The 18,888-nt window shown below is 38.9% G+C and carries 24 protein-coding genes; 18 read left to right on the plus strand and 6 right to left on the minus strand.

Going from position 1 to position 18,888, the window contains the following annotated elements:
- Nucleotides 1-39: 39 nt before the first annotated feature.
- From atpB to P767_RS0113785, 14 genes are all read left to right on the plus strand, one after another.
- On the plus strand, nt 40-1,122 hold the full coding sequence (gene atpB / locus P767_RS0113720; RefSeq protein WP_026752690.1) for a F0F1 ATP synthase subunit A: 1,083 nt from the start codon (nt 40-42) through the stop codon (nt 1,120-1,122).
- Between the two features lie 26 nt (nt 1,123-1,148).
- On the plus strand, nt 1,149-1,397 hold the full coding sequence (gene atpE / locus P767_RS0113725) for an ATP synthase F0 subunit C (RefSeq protein ID WP_026752689.1): 249 nt from the start codon (nt 1,149-1,151) through the stop codon (nt 1,395-1,397).
- Between the two features lie 86 nt (nt 1,398-1,483).
- A complete protein-coding gene (gene atpF / locus P767_RS0113730) occupies nt 1,484-1,978 on the plus strand; it encodes a F0F1 ATP synthase subunit B (protein ID WP_026752688.1) in 495 nt (164 codons plus the stop codon).
- A gap of 2 nt (nt 1,979-1,980) precedes the next feature.
- A complete protein-coding gene (gene atpH / locus P767_RS0113735) occupies nt 1,981-2,544 on the plus strand; it encodes an ATP synthase F1 subunit delta (protein ID WP_026764986.1) in 564 nt (187 codons plus the stop codon).
- Between the two features lie 36 nt (nt 2,545-2,580).
- Nucleotides 2,581-4,158, plus strand: coding sequence for a F0F1 ATP synthase subunit alpha (gene atpA / locus P767_RS0113740; RefSeq protein WP_026764987.1), 1,578 nt, complete (start codon nt 2,581-2,583; stop codon nt 4,156-4,158).
- A 168-nt stretch (nt 4,159-4,326) separates the two neighbouring features.
- Entirely contained in the window at nt 4,327-6,567 is a 2,241-nt protein-coding gene (locus P767_RS0113745; RefSeq protein WP_026764988.1) for a TonB-dependent receptor, read from the plus strand.
- 18 nt (nt 6,568-6,585) lie between these two features.
- A complete protein-coding gene (locus P767_RS0113750) occupies nt 6,586-6,858 on the plus strand; it encodes a 2TM domain-containing protein (protein ID WP_026764989.1) in 273 nt (90 codons plus the stop codon).
- 18 nt (nt 6,859-6,876) lie between these two features.
- Nucleotides 6,877-7,506: a hypothetical protein gene (locus P767_RS0113755; protein ID WP_026764990.1), complete on the plus strand. Its 630-nt coding sequence runs from the start codon at nt 6,877-6,879 to the stop codon at nt 7,504-7,506.
- Between the two features lie 66 nt (nt 7,507-7,572).
- Entirely contained in the window at nt 7,573-8,169 is a 597-nt protein-coding gene (locus tag P767_RS0113760) for a hypothetical protein (protein ID WP_026764991.1), read from the plus strand.
- Complete coding sequence (locus P767_RS0113765; protein ID WP_026764992.1) at nt 8,162-8,845, plus strand: hypothetical protein; 684 nt, start codon at nt 8,162-8,164, stop codon at nt 8,843-8,845. Before P767_RS0113760 ends, P767_RS0113765 begins: the two co-directional genes overlap by 8 nt.
- Nucleotides 8,838-9,122, plus strand: coding sequence for a winged helix-turn-helix domain-containing protein (locus P767_RS0113770; protein WP_026752680.1), 285 nt, complete (start codon nt 8,838-8,840; stop codon nt 9,120-9,122). The genes P767_RS0113765 and P767_RS0113770 overlap by 8 nt, the downstream gene beginning before the upstream one ends.
- Before the next feature lie 33 nt (nt 9,123-9,155).
- Nucleotides 9,156-10,091 (plus strand): ABC transporter ATP-binding protein, encoded by a 936-nt coding sequence (locus P767_RS17160; protein ID WP_037351888.1) that lies wholly within the window; start codon nt 9,156-9,158, stop codon nt 10,089-10,091.
- Nucleotides 10,069-10,944, plus strand: coding sequence for an ABC transporter permease (locus P767_RS0113780; protein WP_026764993.1), 876 nt, complete (start codon nt 10,069-10,071; stop codon nt 10,942-10,944). Before P767_RS17160 ends, P767_RS0113780 begins: the two co-directional genes overlap by 23 nt.
- Nucleotides 10,945-10,963: 19 nt before the next feature.
- A complete protein-coding gene (locus P767_RS0113785) occupies nt 10,964-11,656 on the plus strand; it encodes a LolA family protein (RefSeq protein ID WP_157611547.1) in 693 nt (230 codons plus the stop codon).
- Nucleotides 11,657-11,670: 14 nt separating this feature from the next.
- Here P767_RS0113785 and P767_RS0113790 read toward each other — a convergent pair whose 3' ends face one another.
- The gene (locus P767_RS0113790) at nt 11,671-12,540 is read right to left on the minus strand and encodes an aldose 1-epimerase family protein (RefSeq protein ID WP_026764995.1); all 870 of its coding nucleotides are present in this window, start codon (nt 12,538-12,540) and stop codon (nt 11,671-11,673) included.
- 5 nt (nt 12,541-12,545) lie between these two features.
- A complete protein-coding gene (gene pdxA, locus P767_RS0113795) occupies nt 12,546-13,640 on the minus strand; it encodes a 4-hydroxythreonine-4-phosphate dehydrogenase PdxA (RefSeq protein ID WP_026764996.1) in 1,095 nt (364 codons plus the stop codon).
- A gap of 40 nt (nt 13,641-13,680) precedes the next feature.
- Between pdxA and rsmA the strand changes: the two genes are divergently transcribed.
- Nucleotides 13,681-14,442 carry a 16S rRNA (adenine(1518)-N(6)/adenine(1519)-N(6))-dimethyltransferase RsmA gene (gene rsmA / locus P767_RS0113800; protein WP_026764997.1) on the plus strand — a complete coding sequence of 254 codons (762 nt, stop codon included), beginning with the start codon at nt 13,681-13,683 and terminating at the stop codon, nt 14,440-14,442.
- Nucleotides 14,443-14,455: 13 nt separating this feature from the next.
- A complete protein-coding gene (locus P767_RS0113805; protein ID WP_026764998.1) occupies nt 14,456-15,376 on the plus strand; it encodes an NAD(P)-dependent oxidoreductase in 921 nt (306 codons plus the stop codon).
- On the opposite strand, the gene P767_RS0113810 is transcribed toward P767_RS0113805, so the two are convergent.
- Genes P767_RS0113810 through P767_RS0113825 form a run of 4 tightly spaced genes read right to left on the minus strand, consistent with a single transcriptional unit; the run spans nt 15,377 to nt 18,111 of the window.
- Nucleotides 15,377-16,057: a hypothetical protein gene (locus P767_RS0113810; protein WP_026764999.1), complete on the minus strand. Its 681-nt coding sequence runs from the start codon at nt 16,055-16,057 to the stop codon at nt 15,377-15,379.
- On the minus strand, nt 16,054-16,431 hold the full coding sequence (locus P767_RS0113815; protein WP_026765000.1) for a GntR family transcriptional regulator: 378 nt from the start codon (nt 16,429-16,431) through the stop codon (nt 16,054-16,056). The genes P767_RS0113810 and P767_RS0113815 overlap by 4 nt, the downstream gene beginning before the upstream one ends.
- Nucleotides 16,432-16,444: 13 nt before the next feature.
- Nucleotides 16,445-17,272, minus strand: a complete 828-nt coding sequence (locus P767_RS0113820; protein WP_026765001.1) for a hypothetical protein — start codon at nt 17,270-17,272, stop codon at nt 16,445-16,447.
- Nucleotides 17,269-18,111 carry an ABC transporter ATP-binding protein gene (locus P767_RS0113825; RefSeq protein ID WP_026765002.1) on the minus strand — a complete coding sequence of 281 codons (843 nt, stop codon included), beginning with the start codon at nt 18,109-18,111 and terminating at the stop codon, nt 17,269-17,271. The genes P767_RS0113820 and P767_RS0113825 overlap by 4 nt, the downstream gene beginning before the upstream one ends.
- 177 nt (nt 18,112-18,288) lie before the next feature.
- Here P767_RS0113825 and greA point away from each other — a divergent pair, with 177 nt between their 5' ends.
- Together greA and P767_RS18040 are read left to right on the plus strand one after the other, a co-directional pair.
- The gene (gene greA, locus P767_RS0113830) at nt 18,289-18,765 is read left to right on the plus strand and encodes a transcription elongation factor GreA (protein ID WP_026765003.1); all 477 of its coding nucleotides are present in this window, start codon (nt 18,289-18,291) and stop codon (nt 18,763-18,765) included.
- Nucleotides 18,766-18,774: 9 nt separating this feature from the next.
- Nucleotides 18,775-18,888 (plus strand): HIT domain-containing protein (locus tag P767_RS18040; protein ID WP_157611624.1); only part of this gene is annotated, 114 nt, incomplete at its 3' end.

An 18,888-nucleotide genomic window follows, 5' to 3' on the forward strand; every position in this document is an offset into this window, starting at 1 on the left:
CCATCTACCCTTATCTTTGCCGCAAATTTAGAGATGGGTATGGCCTCAAGAAGCTTAAAATCTTTACTAGTAGCTGCTTTCAGCGCGTTCAGCCTGTTTTTTTCTGTAAATACATTTGCCAGCGAAACACCTGCCGGCGGTGAAAAACACGAAGAAACTGCTTTTGATCCTTCTAAGCTTATCATGGAGCATATTATGGATGCACATGAATATCATTTCGCTACCATTGGCGAAAAGCATGTAAGCATTCCTTTGCCCGTTATTTTATATTCTCCTGAGCGTGGATGGAGCCTATTCAATTACTCCAAATTCAATCATGGTCACGATGTATATGAAGGATATAAAACAGAAGAAGGTCATATCATTCCTGTGAATGCTGCAGGTGAGCATGATACTACTGTAAAAGTGTACGATTTAAGTTTAACCCGCAATGTGGTTCAGATGTTTATTGGGGTGTTCCTGCTTTGTTTCTTAATGATAAAAGTGGCCAATAAATACAAGCGCAATGGTGCCAAAGTGGCCCCATCTGGTTTTCAGAATGCAGTTGAACCCGTAATTACTTTTGTTAGAGACGAAGTAGGGAAACCCAACCTGGGTCATGCATACGAAAAATACATGCCTTATTTGCTAACGGTGTTTTTCTTTATTCTTATTAATAACCTTTTAGGACTTATTCCTGGAACAGCGAATGTTACGGGTAATATTGCCTTCACGATTGTTTTAGGATTCATCAGTTTTCTGGTAATTCTTTTCAGTACCAACAAGCATTTCTGGGGACATATTTTCAATCCTCCGGTTCCAGGCTTTGTGAAACCTATTTTGGTGCCGGTAGAATTTTTCGGAATCTTCACCAAGCCTTTTGCATTGATTGTCCGTTTGTTTGCCAATATGGTTGCCGGACACATAGTTATTACCTGCTTTGTAATGTTGATTTTTATTTTCGGTGCCATGAGTAAGGTTGCCGGATGGGGATTTGCACCGGTTTCCCTTGCTTTTACCATTTTCATTTATTTTATAGAGATATTGGTTGCCTTTATTCAAGCGTTCATCTTCACTAATTTAACTGCCGTATTTATTGGCCAGTCAATGGAAGGTGCTCACCACGATGAAGCGCATCATTAATTTTTTTCATCATTAAAACAAACAATATGTCAGTTCTAAACACTTTGTTGGATGTAAGCATGAGCCACTTTGGTGGTGCTATTGGCGCAGGATTAGCTGCAATTGGTGCCGGTATTGGTATCGGTCAAATTGGTAAAAGTGCTGTTGAAAGCATCGCTCGTCAGCCAGAAGCTTCTAACGACATCCGTGCAAACATGATCCTGACTGCCGCTTTCGTTGAGGGTGTTGCCCTTTTCGCGGTAATCGCAGGTATCTTGGCTGTATTAAAAGCCTAGTTGCACCAACTTATTACTGCATCGTGCGCACAGGGCAAGCGATGCAGTAATCTTTACCTTAACTATTGAAGTTTTAAAACTATAATATGGAATTGTTAAACCCCGGATTAGGATTGTTGGTATGGACTTTACTGGCTTTCCTGATTGTATTCTTCTTGTTAAAAAGCTTAGCGTGGAAGCCCATCCTGTCTACTTTAAAAGAAAGAGAAACAGGTATTGCTGATGCAATTGCTTCTGCTGATAAGGTTAAAGCTGAAATGGCTGCCTTGAAAAATGAGAATGAAGTAATGATGGCCAAAGCCCGTGAAGAAAGAGCCGTGATGATTAAGGAAGCCAAGGAAACAGCTGATAAAATGGTTGCAGATGCGAAAGAAAAAGCGAAAGCTGAGTTTGATCGTATTGTTGCTGAAGCACAAACTGCCATTACACAACAAAAGAATGCTGCTTTAACCGATGTAAAAAATCAGGTTGGCTCTCTTGTTATTGAAGTAGCAGAGAAAGTGTTGAGCAGAGAGTTGAGCAATAAGAGTGAACAAGAGAATTATATTAAACAATTAGCTGAAGGCGTTAAATTGAACTAAGCATGTCGAACCCAAGATTAGCAGACCGTTATGCCAAAAGCCTGGTTGATCTTTCTATAGAGAAAAATCAACTGGACGCTGTTCGTGCTGATATGCTATATATTCAGGCTGTTTGTAAAACCAGCCGGGATTTTCTGAACATGTTGAAAAGCCCGATCATTAAAGCTGACCAGAAAGAGAAAATTGTTTCTGCAGTTATTAATGGTAAAGTGTCTGAATTAACTGGTTTGTTCAGTAATCTTTTGGTAAAGAAAGGACGCGAAAGCGATCTTCCTGAAATTGCCAATGCATTTATACAGCAGTACAACAAGTTAAAAGGAATACATCAGGTAAAGCTGATTACTGCAGCACCTGTTTCTGATGAATTGAAAAAATCCATTGAAGCCAGTGTTCAAAAAGCAAATAATTTTGCAACCGTTGAACTGGAAGCATTGGTGGATGAGAAACTGATTGGTGGGTTTGTTCTGGAGTTCGATAATAAGCAGGTTGATGCCAGCATTGCCAGTGATTTACGTGCCATCAGAAAGCAGTTCATGGACAATCAGTTTGTTTCTAATATTAGATAATAGTATACATTAAGATCAACTTTTAAATCATACAAAATGGTAGATATTAAACCAGATGAAATATCAGCGATACTGAGACAGCAACTCAGCAATTTCAATGCTTCTGCCGAACTGGAAGAAGTAGGAACCGTATTGCAGGTGGGTGATGGTATTGCCCGCGTGTACGGCCTTAACGGTGTACGAAGCGGTGAGCTGGTAGTATTTGAGAATGGTGTTAAAGCAATTGCACTTAACCTTGAAGAAGACAATGTGGGTGTGGTATTGATGGGTGAAAGCGGAAGCATTAAAGAAGGTGCCAAAGTAAAAAGAACCGGTCAGATTGCTTCTATCAAAGTAGGTGAAGGAGTAGTTGGTCGTGTTATTAATACTTTAGGTGAACCCATTGACGGTAAAGGTCCTATTAGTGGTGATTTATACGAAATGCCTTTGGAGCGTAAAGCACCCGGGGTTATTTATCGTGAGCCTGTTAAAGAACCACTACAAACCGGTATCAAGGCAATCGACGCCATGATTCCTGTAGGTCGTGGTCAGCGTGAGTTGGTTATTGGTGACCGTCAGACTGGTAAAACAGCCATCTGTATTGATACCATCATCAACCAGAAAGAATTTTACGATGCAGGTAAGCCTGTGTATTGTATATATGTTGCCATTGGACAAAAAGCATCTACTGTTGCCGGAGTAATGAAAACCCTGGAAGACAATGGTGCTATGGCTTATACCACTATTGTATCTGCTTCTGCATCTGACCCTGCTCCATTGCAGTTCTATGCTCCATTTGCCGGTGCAGCCATTGGTGAGTTCTTCAGAGATACCGGCAGACCAGCCTTGATTGTATTTGATGACTTGTCTAAGCAGGCGGTTGCTTACCGTGAAGTTTCTCTTCTATTAAGAAGACCTCCGGGACGTGAAGCCTATCCTGGTGACGTATTCTATCTGCATAGCCGTTTGTTGGAAAGAGCCGCGAAAGTAATTGCCAACGACGATGTTGCTAAGAATATGAATGATTTACCTGAATCTATCAAGCATTTGGTAAAAGGTGGTGGTTCTTTAACTGCTTTACCAATTATTGAAACACAAGCAGGTGACGTATCTGCCTATATTCCTACTAACGTAATTTCCATTACCGATGGCCAGATTTTTCTTGAAGGTAACCTCTTTAACGCAGGTATCCGTCCGGCAATCAACGTTGGTATTTCTGTAAGCCGTGTGGGTGGTAACGCTCAGATCAAATCCATGAAAAAAGTTGCGGGTACGCTTAAATTAGACCAGGCTCTTTACCGTGAGTTGGAAGCCTTCTCTAAATTTGGTGGTGACCTGGATGCAGCAACCAAGTCTGTAATTGACAAGGGTGCAAGAAACGTGGAAGTATTGAAGCAGGCACAGTACACTCCATATACAGTAGAAAAGCAGGTGGCTATTATTTACCTGGGTACACAAGGTTTATTACGTGAAGTGGCGGTTAAGAAAGTGAAGGAATTTGAAGCTCATTTCTTAATGGAAATGGAGAACAAATTACCGGATGTTTTAGCTGAGTTCAAGAAAGGTAATCTGCCTGAAGATGGATTGAAGAAAATGACTGATTTGGCAAAAGGAATTGCTGAGCAGTACAAATAATAAAGTTGATCTAATAAAAAAGGTCGCCAAATGGCGGCCTTTTTTTATGTTCCTGATATTCCTTGCAGATTAAAAAATGATTAAAAATGACCAATTATTAATATAATTCTATAAAATAGTTTGGTTTATAAAATAAACTAGTTTATGTTTGTTTTGCAAAACGATACAATGAAAGCAATTCTCCTATTTATAGCAGGACTTATGATGGCCAGTTTACTGAAAGGGCAGGTATTGGTAAAAGGGACGGTAAAAGATCAGAAAGGACGCATTTTGGCAGGAGCTAATATTGTAATTAAGGATAGCTATGATGGAACCCTTACAGATTCTACAGGTTCTTTTTCTTTCAAGACCACCGAGAAAGGGAAAGTTATCTTGGTTGTTAGCAATATTGGCTTTAAAACCCTGGAACAGGGGGTTGATTTGGGAAAAGATTCACTGGTTCTTTTGTTCACTTTAAAAGAGGAAATCAGTGAGCTAAAAGCAGTCATTATAACCGCCGGTTCCTATGAGGCCAGTGACAAGAAAAAAGGAACTGTTTTGAAAGCATTGGATATTGCCACTACTGCAGGAGCCAATGCGGATATTTCGGCCACAATTCAAACTTTGCCAGGAGCCCAGAAAGTGGGTGAGCAGGAAGGGCTGTTTATTCGTGGTGGTTCCGCAGAAGAAGCGAAAATTATCATTGATGGAACAGTGGTTAATAATTTCTTTTACAGCAGCGTACCGGGTATTGCACAACGAGGAAGATTCTCTCCGTTTTTATTCAATGGAACGGTGTTCAGCAGTGGCGGTTATTCTGCTTTGTATGGTCAGGCATTAAGCAGTGTGTTGAATCTGGAAAGCCTTGACATTCCTGAAAAGTCTGAAATACAACTGGGCTTATCTCCTCTGTTTGCATCAGTTGGTTTGCAGCAGGTTGCTAACAACAAAAAATCCAGCTACGGATTCAGTTATAACTGGACAAATTTAACCGTGTATCAGAAACTGGTGCCACAGGCGCCTGACTTTTTTAAAGTCCCTGATTTTCATACAGCAGATGCCAATTATCGTTTTAAAACCAGGAAAAATGGGGTATTCAAGATATATGCTTATTATAATTCAGGATCATTGGGGGTAAGAAATCCTTCGCTCGACAGTCTTGGATTGTGGAATGCTTTTCAGCTGAATAATCAGAACCTTTTTACCAACCTGAGTTTCCGTCAATTTTTAGGAAACGGCTGGAAGCTGAATCTGGCGGGAAGTATCAGTTACAACAAAGATCAGATAGCAAGTCAGGTTCAGAATCAGCAATATCTATCGGTTCCTCAAACACAGATTCCGGTAATTGATCAGGCATCTTTTAATAACCATGCTACCCAATGGATGTTTCAGTTGAGGGCGGTGGCCGAAAAAAGATTCGGATCCATTAACACATTGCGCTTTGGCGCCGAGGTCTGGAATAACCAGGACAGTGCCCGTTTCCAGAGTATATTGGGTTTGTATCCATCTTTGGTGAAAGACAGGTATACAGCGGGTTTTGCGGAAGCAGATTTGTATATTACCAATGAACTGGCTTTTCGTCCCGGGGTTCGCTTAGAATACAGCAGTCTGTTAAACAAAGTTAATATTGCTCCCAGGGCTGCATTGTCTTATAAGCTTTCAAAGAACAGTCAGGTTTCTGCGGACTATGGAATTTTCTATCAGACACCTGAAAGGAGATATTTAATAAACCAGCCCTCAGTAAACTTTTTAAGAGCAGATCATTACATTTTAACCTACCAGCATATTTCATCCAGTTACACTTTCAGAGCGCAGGCATTTTATAAAGACTATATAAGTTTATTGAAAACATCCAGCGGATTTCCGGTAAGTGTAAATAATAACGGATATGGTTATGCTAAGGGAATTGAGCTATTCTGGAGAGACCGAAAGACGTTTAAAAATCTGGATTACTGGATCAGCTATTCTTATCTGGATACAAAAAGAGAGTATAATAATTATCCAGCTTTTGTACAGCCGGGTTTTGCTGCAACACATAGTGGTAGTGTGGTTCTGAAAAAATTCTGGGTCAAAAATATGTTTGGCGTTAACTGGAGCTATAACTGGAGTACAGGCAGACCCTATTTTAATCCCAACCGTTCACCTAAAGAGTTTTTAACCGATAAAACCATTGCTTACAGCACCAATAATTTCAGTTTAAACTGGTTGCCTAAAATTGGGAAAGCCAATGCAGTTGTGGTATTGGGTGTTAATAATGTTTTTAACGAGCGACAAATTTTTGGATACAATTACAGCAGCAGGGTAAGAGATGCGGACGGATTATTGATTCGTTCAGAAATAAATCCACCTGCTTCCCGTAGTTTTTTCCTCGGCATTTTTCTTAGCTGGGGTGTAGACAGAACACAACAAAATATCAATAGCAATTTATAAACAACTAAAACAAACAACATGAACAATCTAAACGAAAACAAGGATGAAATTCTGTGGCAGATTGCCAAAGAAAGAGTAGGCTTTAAATGGAGCTTAGTCAGCTATATTATTGTAAACCTTTTCTTAACAGGTATCTGGTATAATTCTTCTCGTGATTTAGGTCATTTCTGGCCTATCTGGCCCATATTAGGCTGGGGTATAGGACTTGCATTTCAGTATGCTAAAGCCTATCATGGTAATCAAATCAACAGCGTAGAAAAAGAATATCAGAAGCTAAAAAATCAACAATAACCAGTTAAAATATATAGTATGAAAAAAATATTATCCCTAATTGCGCTTTTCTTTGTTTTAGCATTGAATGCGCAAACGAAGTACGAATCTGCCATGCAAAATGGTTTTGCCAAATTGAAAGAAAGCAAGGGGGCGGAAGATTTTCAAGCCTTAGGGGCTTACTATGAGCGTATTGCAGAAGCAGAAAAAACACAGTGGTTGCCTTATTATTATGCAGCCCGACATTATACCATTGCAGCATTTATGAATCCGGCTGCCGATAAAGACAAAGCAGCTACCAAGGTTGCAGAATTAATTGCAAAGGCAGAAGCTATTGAATCTTCCAATGCAGAAATTTATTGTTTAAAACAACAAACTGCTGTAATGCAATTAGTGGTAGATCCTATGTCTCGTTGGCAAACCTATGGTGCACAGGCATCAGAAGCCATTGCCAAAGCCAAGCAACTTGAGCCAGGCAATCCCAGACCTTATTTACTGGAGGGGCAGTATTTAATGAATGTGCCGGAAGCTTTCGGGGGTGGTAAAGCCGTTGCAAAAAAACTTTTTGAAAAATCGCTGGAATTATTTGCCAGTTTCAAGCCATTAACAGCCCTGCATCCAAATTGGGGTAAAGAACAGGCTGAACAATTGTTGGCGGCTTGTCAATAATTTGTGTATCCATTCTAATTTATCATTCATACAGTTGGGTATCTTTAACCAATTAATTCACCTCTAATGAGTCAGACAGAAAAATTTTCTGCAGTTGAAAGCCTTGCTTTAATCGAAAGCATGATTAACAAGGCTCAAAACAAATATTCCGAAAACGGAACATTGTATCTGCTTTGGGGATGGGTAGTTTTTTTATGTGCCGTTCTGCATTATGGATTACTAACATTTACTCAATTGGGTAAGTCTTCCAGTTTGGTCTGGCTGTTGACCTTGCTGGCAATGGCCTATCAACTTTATTACATTGCCCGACAGCAAAAAAATGCACAGGTAAAAAACTATACGGATGAAATTATTGGATATGTGTGGATTGTATTTGGGGTCTGTATGGGTCTGGTAAGTTTTATTATTTCTCAGATAGGTAGTTGGCAATTGCTGTATGCATTCATTCTGCTTTTTTATGGCATGCCTACTTTTTTAACGGGTGCTATCATGCGGTTTACACCTCTTAAGTTTGGAGGGATTCTATGTTGGGCACTGGCAGTTTGTTCTGTTTATGTTCAAAGCCGCGAAATTATATTGTTACTGATACCTGCTGTTTTAGGTGCCTGGATTATTCCGGGATATCTCTTAAGAGCAAAATTTAAAAAATCAATCAATGGCTAAGGAGTCTACCTTCTCAGAACAGGAAAGTTTACAGCTGATTGCTGAAATGATTAAAAAGGCAAAAGGCAGTTACCACGATACGGGCATTGGATCTTTATTGTGGGGAGCAGTAGTTGCTATTGCTTCCGGCGTAAATTTTTTGCAAAGAGAATATGATTTTAAACTGGGTTTTGATATCTGGTGGCTGGTGCTGGCTGCCATTATTCCTCAGGTTTATTTATCCATTAGAGAAAAGAAAATAAAGAAAGCGAAACAGTATGATGATGATTTGATTGATTCTGTTTGGCTGGTTTTCGGAATCAGTATTTTTGCCATGGGTTTTTATCAGAATATTGTGCCGGCGCAAACTGAGAAAATCATAGCTCAAGAAGGATGGACCATGATGAAACACTATGCAGATGGCAGACCAGACGAAGTCATCAGGCCATTTACGCCTTCTTTATATTCTGTTTATATTTTATTATATGCTTTTCCAACCATGGTAACAGCTATGGTTAAGAAATTTGTACCTATGAAAATAGGCGCCATCATCACTTATGGGTTGTTTATCCTGAGTTTGTTTACCGAAAGCCGATACGATATGTTGCTGGGATCTATGGCTGCTTTGGTTTGCTGGTTTATCCCAGGTATTATTTTAAGAAAAAAATACCTGCGTCAGGCTGCTGTGAATGTTTAAAGAACTAGATCCCATATTGCATTCGCAGCTAAGATTGGCAGTAATGAGTTTGCTCATTAGTGTAAAGGAAGCTGAATTCACTTTTATAAAGGAGAAAACCAATGCTACTGCCGGTAACTTAAGTGTTCAGGTTCAAAAGCTAAAAGACGCCGGTTATATTGAAGTAATTAAGCAGTTTAAAGACAATTATCCCCAAACTACCTGTAAAGTAACTCCGGAGGGCGTCAAAGCCTTTGAAGCCTATGTACAGGCATTACAACAATACCTGAAAGTTTAAACATCTTGCCTTATTCTGTTGTTATACAGGTCAATGCAACAGATAGTAAAAGTATCAGGTTTAACAAAGCAATTTGGATCCTTTACTGCGGTGGATCAGCTCTCCTTTTCAGTGGAGCAGGGCGATGTGTATGGTTTTTTGGGTCAGAATGGTGCTGGCAAGAGTACCACTATCCGAATGCTGCTAACATTAATTACTCCTACTGCGGGTGATATTGAACTTTTCGGCCTCCCGCTTCAACTGCATCGTAAGGAAATTCTTCAGCAGGTTGGTGCAGTAATTGAGAAGCCAGATGTATACAAGTACCTGAGCGCGTATGAAAATTTAAAATTGTTTGCCAAATTAAGTGGTATCAATCCCTCCCGTGCATTGTTGATGAACCAGCTTGAGCAAGTAGGGCTGGCAGAGAGAGCGCACGATATTGTCAAAACCTTTTCTCAGGGAATGAAACAGCGATTGGGTATAGGTATAGCATTGGTGCACAATCCGCAATTAATTGTGTTGGATGAACCAACCAATGGGTTGGATCCTCAGGGCATAGCAGATATCCGGAATTTAATACTCTTCCTTTCCAGAGAGCAAAAGAAAACGGTGATTGTGTCTTCTCACCTGTTAAATGAAATTGAACAGATAGCTACCCGCATTTTAATTATTGACAAGGGGAAGAAGCTGGTAGAGGGGGCTGCATCTACATTGATTAATGCTGAACAGGCAATTCTGGAAATGGAAGTTGCCAACAAAGACTCCGCAAATCGGGTGATTGCATCTTCTGAATGGAGCAATGATTTGCTTCCGGAGAGGGACGGCAAGCTGTTGGTAAAAATTAAAAGATCGGATATCCCTGCTTTTAACCGAATGCTTTCCTCTAATGGAGTTGATATATATTCTTTGGCTTCCAGAAATAATCTGGAAGATTATTTTTTACAAGTAACAGCTGGAAAACAATATGTGGGAACATTTACAAATTGAATTATACAAGGTCTTTAAAAGACCCAGAACCTATTTGTCTTTTGCAGCCATTACTGCATTGATTGGCGTTATTCAGTTGGGCTTATGGGTGGATGGAAAGGAGTATGCCGAATTTGTAATGGCCGACTTTGCCAGCTCATTTAGCGTGGATGGAAAAATTCTGAATGGTTATTTTATCTGCTATGTAATCCTGCAATTGTTGCTGGTGCATGTTCCTTTGCTTATTGCCCTGATTGCAGCAGATATGATTTCAGGTGAAGCCAATATGGGAACCCTTCGCCTGTTAATGACCAAGCCACAATCCAGAACCTCTATTGTGCTGGCAAAATTTCTGGCTTCTTCTATTTACACGGTTTTGTTGTTGATCTGGATTGCTATTATGGGTTTGTTTTTAAGTATGCTGATTTTTGGAACCGATGATTTGTTCCTGATGAAAAGCAGTTATGTGGTAATTGTAAAAGAGTCTGATGTGTTCTGGAGATATGCAGGAGCTTTCTGTTTTGCTGCGCTGGCTATGATAACCGTAGCAGCATTGGGATTTCTCTTGTCTTTTTTTGCAGAAAATTCTATTGGTCCCATTGTTGCCACCATGAGTGTAATTATTGTTAGCACCATTCTGAGTACCATGAATATTCCCCTATTCAATCTAATTAAACCCTATCTGTTCACTACCCATATGATTACCTGGAAAGAGTTTTTCGATTTCAAGGTAAACGATGCCAATGAAGCCATTATAGGCAGTATTCAAAATCCACAGAAGATTGTTCAGTCGGCTACAATATTGGTTATTCATATTGTTTTATTTGTAGGAACGGCCATTGCCTTATTTAGAAAAAAAGATATTCTCAGTTAGTTTTATGAAAAATTCAAGTGTGAAAATATTATTGTTTGTACTGTTTTCTTTTTTGGGAGGGTTAAGTGCTAACGCCCAAGACATGAATGCACTGGTGATAAAAGTAAAAGCCAAACTAGACAAGGTAAAAGACTACACCGCTGATGGTAAAATGAAAACCGATGTGGCTTTTATTAAAGCACCCATCGGCAAAGTAAAAGTGTTTTTTAAAAGCCCTGATAAATTTAAATTGCAAAGAGATGGAGGGATTTCTGTTTTACCGAAGGGTGGCGTAAGCATTAATATTGGAAGCATGGTAATGCAAACGGGATTTGTAGCGATTGACGCAGGAATGAGTACGGTTCAGAATCTTCCGGTAAGGGTGGTGAAACTATTACCAAATGCAGATGCAGGTGATATTATTTTATCTACCTTATATATTGACGAACAGAACTTGTTGATTCGCAAATCGGTTACTACTACCCGGGAGAATGGAACTTACGAGATGGAATTAATTTATGGGAAATATGACGAATATGGCTTGCCGGATAAAGTAATTTTTAGTTTTAATGCGAAAGATTACAAGTTACCTAAAGGCATAACGCTGGAGTTTGACGATACAGATAAAGCCATTAAAGATAAAATGAAAGGCAGGAAGGGTAGAGTAGAAATCAACTACAGTTCCTATACCATCAATACTGGTTTAAGCAATAGTATTTTCAATAATCAGTAAAAAATCTGCCGGAATTAATAAAGGGTAACACTCCAGGACCTCCTGAAAATTTCACCCGGCACCAACAGGTTCATGCCTTCCTTCTGTCTCAGTTCTCCCGTTGTATTTACCGGATCTGCAATACCACACCAGGGTTCAATGCAAACAAAGGGGGCATCTTTGGCACTCCAGATTCCCATGTAAGGAAAGTCTTTCCAGGAAAATACAAATCCATGTTTGGATTGCTTGTTTTTTAATTCAATGGAATTAGATTTCAGGTGTTTGAATACCAGGGCATCACCATAGAACAATTCTTTGGTTAAGGCAACTTCACTGGAGTTTTCAAAAAAGGGAATTGGGTTTTCTTCAATTAAACCTCCGGCAGAAATAGGCCATTTGCCTGCTGTTTCTTTTTCATTGAAAACCAATTGATAATCACTGAAATCATAAGCGGATTCCAGTGGCACTTTAAAAGCAGGATGTGCACCCACTGAAAAGTACATAGGTTTTATATCAATGTTCACCACTTCGTAAGTACAGCTGAGCTGGTTTTTGTTTAGCTCGTATATGATATTCAGTTTAAATAAAAACGGGAACTGAGCAAGCGTCTGCTCATTTGCCTGTAAGGTTAAACAAGCCCTGTTCTCTTTTGATTCCGTGAGTTTGAAGTTCATATCACGTGCAAATCCATGTCTGCTTAAAGAATAGGAATTGCCATTGTGATGAAAGCTGTCATTCTTTAATGTTCCTACTATTGGAAACAGTACCGGACTTTTTTTGCCCCAGAACACGGGATCACCACTCCACAAATACTCTAGCTGGGTTTCTTTGCTGAATATTTCCTGTAATTCGGCTCCTTTCTCTGAAATGGATACGCGAAGGTTGCTGTTTTCTATAACTATCATGGTGATTATCCTTCGTTTTCTTCAATTCTTTCATCCACTGCATTGGCCAGCATTCGGGCACTTATTTTTCTAAGTGGATTTCTGTTTCTGTCTGCATGCCCCATTCTGTGATGAATGATATCAATGCATTCAAAAGTAGCAGCCAGGAAAGAGGTATGATCGGCTTTTCCTTTACCTGCAATATCAAAAGCAGTTCCATGATCGGGGCTGGTTCTAACTACAGGAAGGCCTGCTGTATAGTTGACCCCTTCGCCAATTGCCAGAGATTTAAAGGGAATCAATCCCTGGTCGTGATACATGGCAAGAACGGCATCAAATTTCTCGTGCATCCCTCTCGCAAAGAATGCATCTGCTGAATAGGGGCCAAATACCAGTGATTTATTTTTAGCTTCTTTTATAGCAGGTTTAATAATTTCAATTTCTTCTTTGCCAATCAGTCCTTCGTCTCCGGCGTGCGGATTCAATCCCAGAACGGCAATCTTGGGTTTGTCAATTCCGAAATCCTTTTGCAAAGACTGATACATAATCTGCAATTTGCTCAGGATAGATTCTTTCGTAATATGTTTGGCAACTTCCTCAACAGTTACGTGTTCGGTAACCAACCCCACTCTCATATTTTCAGCTACCATAAACATCACCACATCCTTTACGTTGAAAAACGCCTTGAAGTAAGGAGTATGACCACTATATTGAAACTGCTCGGACTGAATATTTTTTTTGTGAATAGGAGCAGTAACTAAACCGTGAATATGTCCTTCCTGAAGGGCTTTGGTGGCTTCTTCCAATGATTTCAGCGCATATTTTCCACCGGTTTCGTTCAGTTCTCCCGGGGTAATAGTAACTTCTTCTTCCCAAACGGTAAAAATATTTACCTGCTTGGGATTCAGACGGGAAAACTGGTTGATATTGGTGCAGTTAAAGTTAGAATCGGGTATGCTTTTTCTATAGAAATTCAGGCATTTATTATTGGCAAAAACAACAGGAACACAAAAGTCAAGGATCCGCTGATCCATTAAAGATTTAATGATTAGTTCCAATCCAATCCCATTTAAATCACCGCAAGTGAAGCCAATAATGGGTTTTTGTGTTTCGTTACTCATTTACCACGATTTAGGTTGCTAAAATACTACTTTTGCAGTCATGCAATATACGCTCAAAAAGTCGCTGGGACAGCATTTCCTTACCAATGAAAATATCTGTAAGCAGATTGTGGCTGTTATGAAAGAAAGGCCGGAAAACCTGCAGCAGGTATTGGAGGTAGGACCCGGTGCAGGTGCGCTTACCAAGTATTTGCTGGAACTACCGATTCAGCAATTCAGGGCAGTGGAGCTGGACAATGAAAAAGTACTGTATTTGCAGCGCCAGTATCCGGCTCTTTCCAAGGCTATTATCGAGGGTAGTATTCTGGATGTGCCGGTACCTTTTGCAGGACAGTTTACCATGGTGGGCAATTTTCCCTATAATATTTCTACACAGATTGTATTCAGGGTATTGGAGTGGAAAGAACAGATTCCGGTAATGATAGGCATGTTTCAAAAAGAAGTGGCCGAGAGAATTGTTTCTAAACCGAATACCAAAGTATATGGCATCCTTAGTGTGCTGGTGCAGGCTTTTTATGAAGTAGAGTATTTGTTTGATGTGCCACCGGAATCCTTTAATCCTCCGCCTAAAGTAATGAGTGGTGTGATTCAATTGAAACGCAAAGAAAATCCGGTAGCAGTGAGAAGCGAAAAAGCCTTATTCACACTGGTGAAAGCAGCATTCGGACAAAGGCGAAAAATGTTGCGTAATCCAATGAAACCTTTTTTTGATGCAGCTGTTTTACAGGAAGAAATTTTTACCAAAAGAGCAGAGCAATTAACCGTAGAGGACTTTGCTGCGCTGACTTATAGAATGGCTTAAAAAATAGAAGCGAATGAAAGTAATTGTTACTGCTAAAGTCCATCCCTATTTAATAGAGACACTAAGTGCGAAAGGATATGAAGTATGTTATGAGCCAGCCATTACTTATGAACAACTCTTATTGCAAATAAAAGAAGCAGTTGGATTGATTGTAACTACCCGATTACGCATTGACCGCCCTGTTATTGATGCAGCCCCACAGTTAAAATGGATTGGAAGACTGGGAAGTGGTATGGAATTGATTGATGTGGCTTATGCCCAAAGTAGGGGTATCCAATGCGAAAGCAGTCCGGAAGGAAACCGAAATGCAGTGGCAGAACATGCATTGGGGTTGTTGCTCAACCTGATGAACAGAATCAATAGTGCTAATAATGAAGTTAAGAAAGGGCTTTGGTTAAGAGACGAGAACCGTGCTGATGAGTTGACTGGTAAAACAGTGGGTATTATCGGGTATGGTAATACGGGTTTTGCTTTTGCCCGATTGCTTGAACCATTTCAGGTGAAACTGCTTGCTTATGATAAGTATAAGAAGGGTTTTGGAAATAGCTTTATTGAAGAATCAACGCTTGAACAGATCATGAATGAAGCAGAAGTAATTAGTCTTCACCTTCCTCTAACAGAAGAAACCCGCCACTTTGCCAATACAGCCTTTTTTAATCAACTCAAAAAACAGCCTTACTTTTTAAATACCTGCAGGGGAAAAGTAATGGATACAGCTGCTGTTTTAAAGGCTTTGGAAAACAAACGTATCAGGGCGGCTGGTCTGGACGTGCTGGAAAATGAAAAGCTGGATTCTTATAACGAAACCGAAAAATCCCAGCTGAATCAATTGCTGGATTATCCGAATGTTATCATTACTCCACATATTGCCGGCTATAGCCATGAGGCCTTCTATAAAATGGCTGATATAGTTTTGCAAAAACTGCATCTCTGATTAATCAAAATCCCTGGCATTCAAACCCTTTAATGATTTTCCAGTTGTGCTAATTGTTGCCGTTGAATCTATGTTGAGTGCATATGATTTAAAGAAAGCATCTGATAGTTTCAGTTCAGCATTATTCAAAACTTTTATAGTAGACTTTTGAATAGTATCAATAGCCGATAGAATGATTGCAGATTTATTGGTGGCGGTAATATTCAAATATTTATTTTTCAATGCAACACATTCAATTGTAGAATTATTTTGGGAAGTTAATTGCAAGCTGTCTGTTTGATAATGGTGTACAGTTATCCGAGATTCAATACTAGATATGGATTTCAAATTATTACAATACAGGTTTATTACGGGTAATCCCCCCTCAGTGTTTGAATCTCTTTTTAAAAAAAGCGTATCGTTTTCAACAAAGTATTTGTAACCAATTGGACTATAAAAATGGTATGTTAATATGCTTGAGTCTGAATGTTGATTGATATTGATTATTGGGAGATAAGCATATTCTTCTTTTTTATCGCTTTTTAATTCCTTAATATGATGGAAGGTTGGCAGAATTATCTTTTTTACTGAAGATTGTATATTCCCTTTTTTATATTCTGCCCTTAATTTAAAATTGATCATTATAAAGCAGGCGCAAATTGCTGCGATGGTAATGACCAGGATTTGATTGCTTATTTTCATAAAGTTTTTTTATGCCTTTTTAAATATTGTTGATAGTTTGCTTCTATTTCTCCAATTGTTATTTGCAGCAATTGCATATTCTTGAAAACAGCAGGTAAATCCTGTTCTGTGAATTCTTTTTTAAGATAGTCTGTTACTTTTGTTAATCCATTAATTGACACAAAGAATCCAACCCCCCGTTTGTTTGTAATAACTTCTAAATCCTGCAAGTATTCGTAGGTTCGCATTACTGTATTGGGATTGACTTCCAGGTCAATAGCCAATTCTCTTACTGATGGAATTCTTTCCTCTTCTTTAAAAACTTGAAGCAGAATCTTTTCACAAATAAGATCAGCAATCTGAATGTATATGGCTTTGTTAGAATGGAAATTCATGGGGGCTGGTTGTTTAAATCTGCTTTTCTTTTATCTTATAATAACTCATAATCCAACAACTACTATAAAGAAAAATTGGCAGGAACCAAGTGATGCGAAGCTGCCATGTTTCAGGTAAAGTTACAATGCCGGTTGGTTGCTGTAGTGGTCCTATTCTGAAAGAGTCTGTAAAATATTTTCCATGTGGCATAATTTCCTCTGGTATTAACAACACCAGCATTTTGTTATTCATGTAAAAAGCACCTATAAATGCAATCACAAATAGTATGGCTGTTTTTACATAGGCATTGCGAATAAAACTAAGTGAGCCAAGGTGAGCAATGGAAGTAGTGATAAAATATAAAATTACTGTTTCTTTAAAAAGAAGAGTGTCAGACTGAAAGATAGGCTTGGCATGGTAATAGTGTTTTTCCTGTTCTATAATCCAATTAGGAATAGATACGAATTCATTATATGTCAAACACATAAGCCAATCAATTCCCGTAAATATGCTCAGGTAAATGATTAAATATATGATTTGTGTTAAAAGAAAACCCACCAATAACTTTTCTCCTGCCGTGGCTGGTAATAACAAAAAATGAATGGTTTTTGCCTCCGATTTAAAGAAGCCATAAAAGCTGGAGGAAAATAATGTTCCGCCTAAAAGGAGACCAATTACGAATATCATTTTTCTATCACCTGTTGGAAACATTGTGTGGAAACTGGCAACAATTAACAACCCATAGGATAGAAGTAAAATGCCCAATCCTGCCAGGAACATGAGTAAATAACTACTGCCGCTCTCTTTGAAGTTTTTTCTAAGCAAAAGCAATGCTCTATTCAAACTAAAATGGTTGTTCATGATTTCTGATTAAAAAGTTCCTGTATTGCATGCTTATTTGTAATGCCTGCGTTAAAGAATAATTCAAGGTCTAGTTTTGAGATTTCTTCTTCCTGTTCTCTTTTTTTAACAATTAGGTGTCCGGCTAAGCTTGTTTCATGATAAATCCAGTTCTTGCTTATTTCAGAACGATTGCTATGCTGAAAAATGATTTTATCAATGATTGTATTCGTATCTGTATTCACAATAATTTCACCATTGTCTACCAGAATAATCTGATCTATTAAGCTGTCTAAATCTTTTACCTGATGCGTACTGATGATGATGCATTTCTCCTCGTTCACAATAGACGCAATCAGTTTCCTTAGTATTCTCTTAGAAGGAATATCCAGACCATTTGTGGGTTCATCCAGAATGATGAGAGATGCATTAGATGCCATGCCAAGGGCAATCCATACTTTTTTCTTTTGTCCAAAACTCATTTTATTCAGGTTCGTCATCGGTACATCTAATTCCTTCAAATAATCCAGAAACTGGGTTTGATTGAACCGTGGATAAAATGGCGCTTGCTCTGCAGCAAATTCAAGTACATGGATATTAGGCGTATCAATTTCCTCCGGGATAAAAAATACCTGGTTCAGGAAATCAGGTTCTCTTTTCATGGGGCATGCATTGAATACAGTTAATTCTCCTTTTTGTGGGTGCACCAATCCTGCCATTAATTTTAACAGCGTTGATTTGCCCGCTCCATTTTTGCCAAGTAGACCATAAACACTACCTGATTTTAATTCCAAGTGAATATTGTCGTACAGCTTTTTTTGTTTAGTGTATCCAAAACTTACATTGTTAAAATGAATCATGATTAGTGTATTAGTGTAATAGTACACAGTAAATGTAGTTGTTTTTTTTAATCCGCCAAATTTTTATCAGAAAACCATTTTACATTGAATTAGATTAATTTCTTACCTTTGTATTTATGCAACGCCGCAGTCAAATGTGGCGTTGTATTTTTTTTTACCAATCTTAAAGCCGGAACTATGAGTGAAACCAACATGTATGTTACGAAAGAGACTTTCGATAAGATGCGCGAGGAATTGCAGAAAATGAAATCTGTAGACCGTCCTGCTGCTTCCAAAGCCATTGCTGAAGCCAGGGAGAAAGGTGATTTAAAGGAAAATGCAGAGTACGATGCGGCTAAAGAGGCGCAAGGCATGTTAGAGGCCAAAATCAAACAATTGGAAGGTGCTATTGCCAATGCTAAAATTGTAGATACCAGTACCATTGATACCAGTAAAGTGACCATCCTGACCAAAGTAACCATTACCAATATGGCTACTAAGAAAACGGTAACTTATCAGATTGTGGGTGAGAAAGAAGCCGACCTGAAATTGGGAAAAATTTCCGCATCTTCTCCAATCGGGAAGGGATTGTTGGGTAAGGTGAAAGGAGAAGTAGCTGAAGTACAGGCACCAAACGGCATCATTAAGTTTAAAGTTGAAGATATAACTGTATAATTTTTATACATGACTATTTTTGCTAAAATAATCGCGGGAGAAATTCCTTCTTACAAAATAGCAGAGAACGATCGGTTTTTTGCCTTCCTGGATATATTTCCATCAGTGGAAGGCCATGTGCTG

This window comes from Sediminibacterium salmoneum NBRC 103935, assembly GCF_000511175.1.
Lineage (GTDB): Bacteria > Bacteroidota > Bacteroidia > Chitinophagales > Chitinophagaceae > Sediminibacterium > Sediminibacterium salmoneum.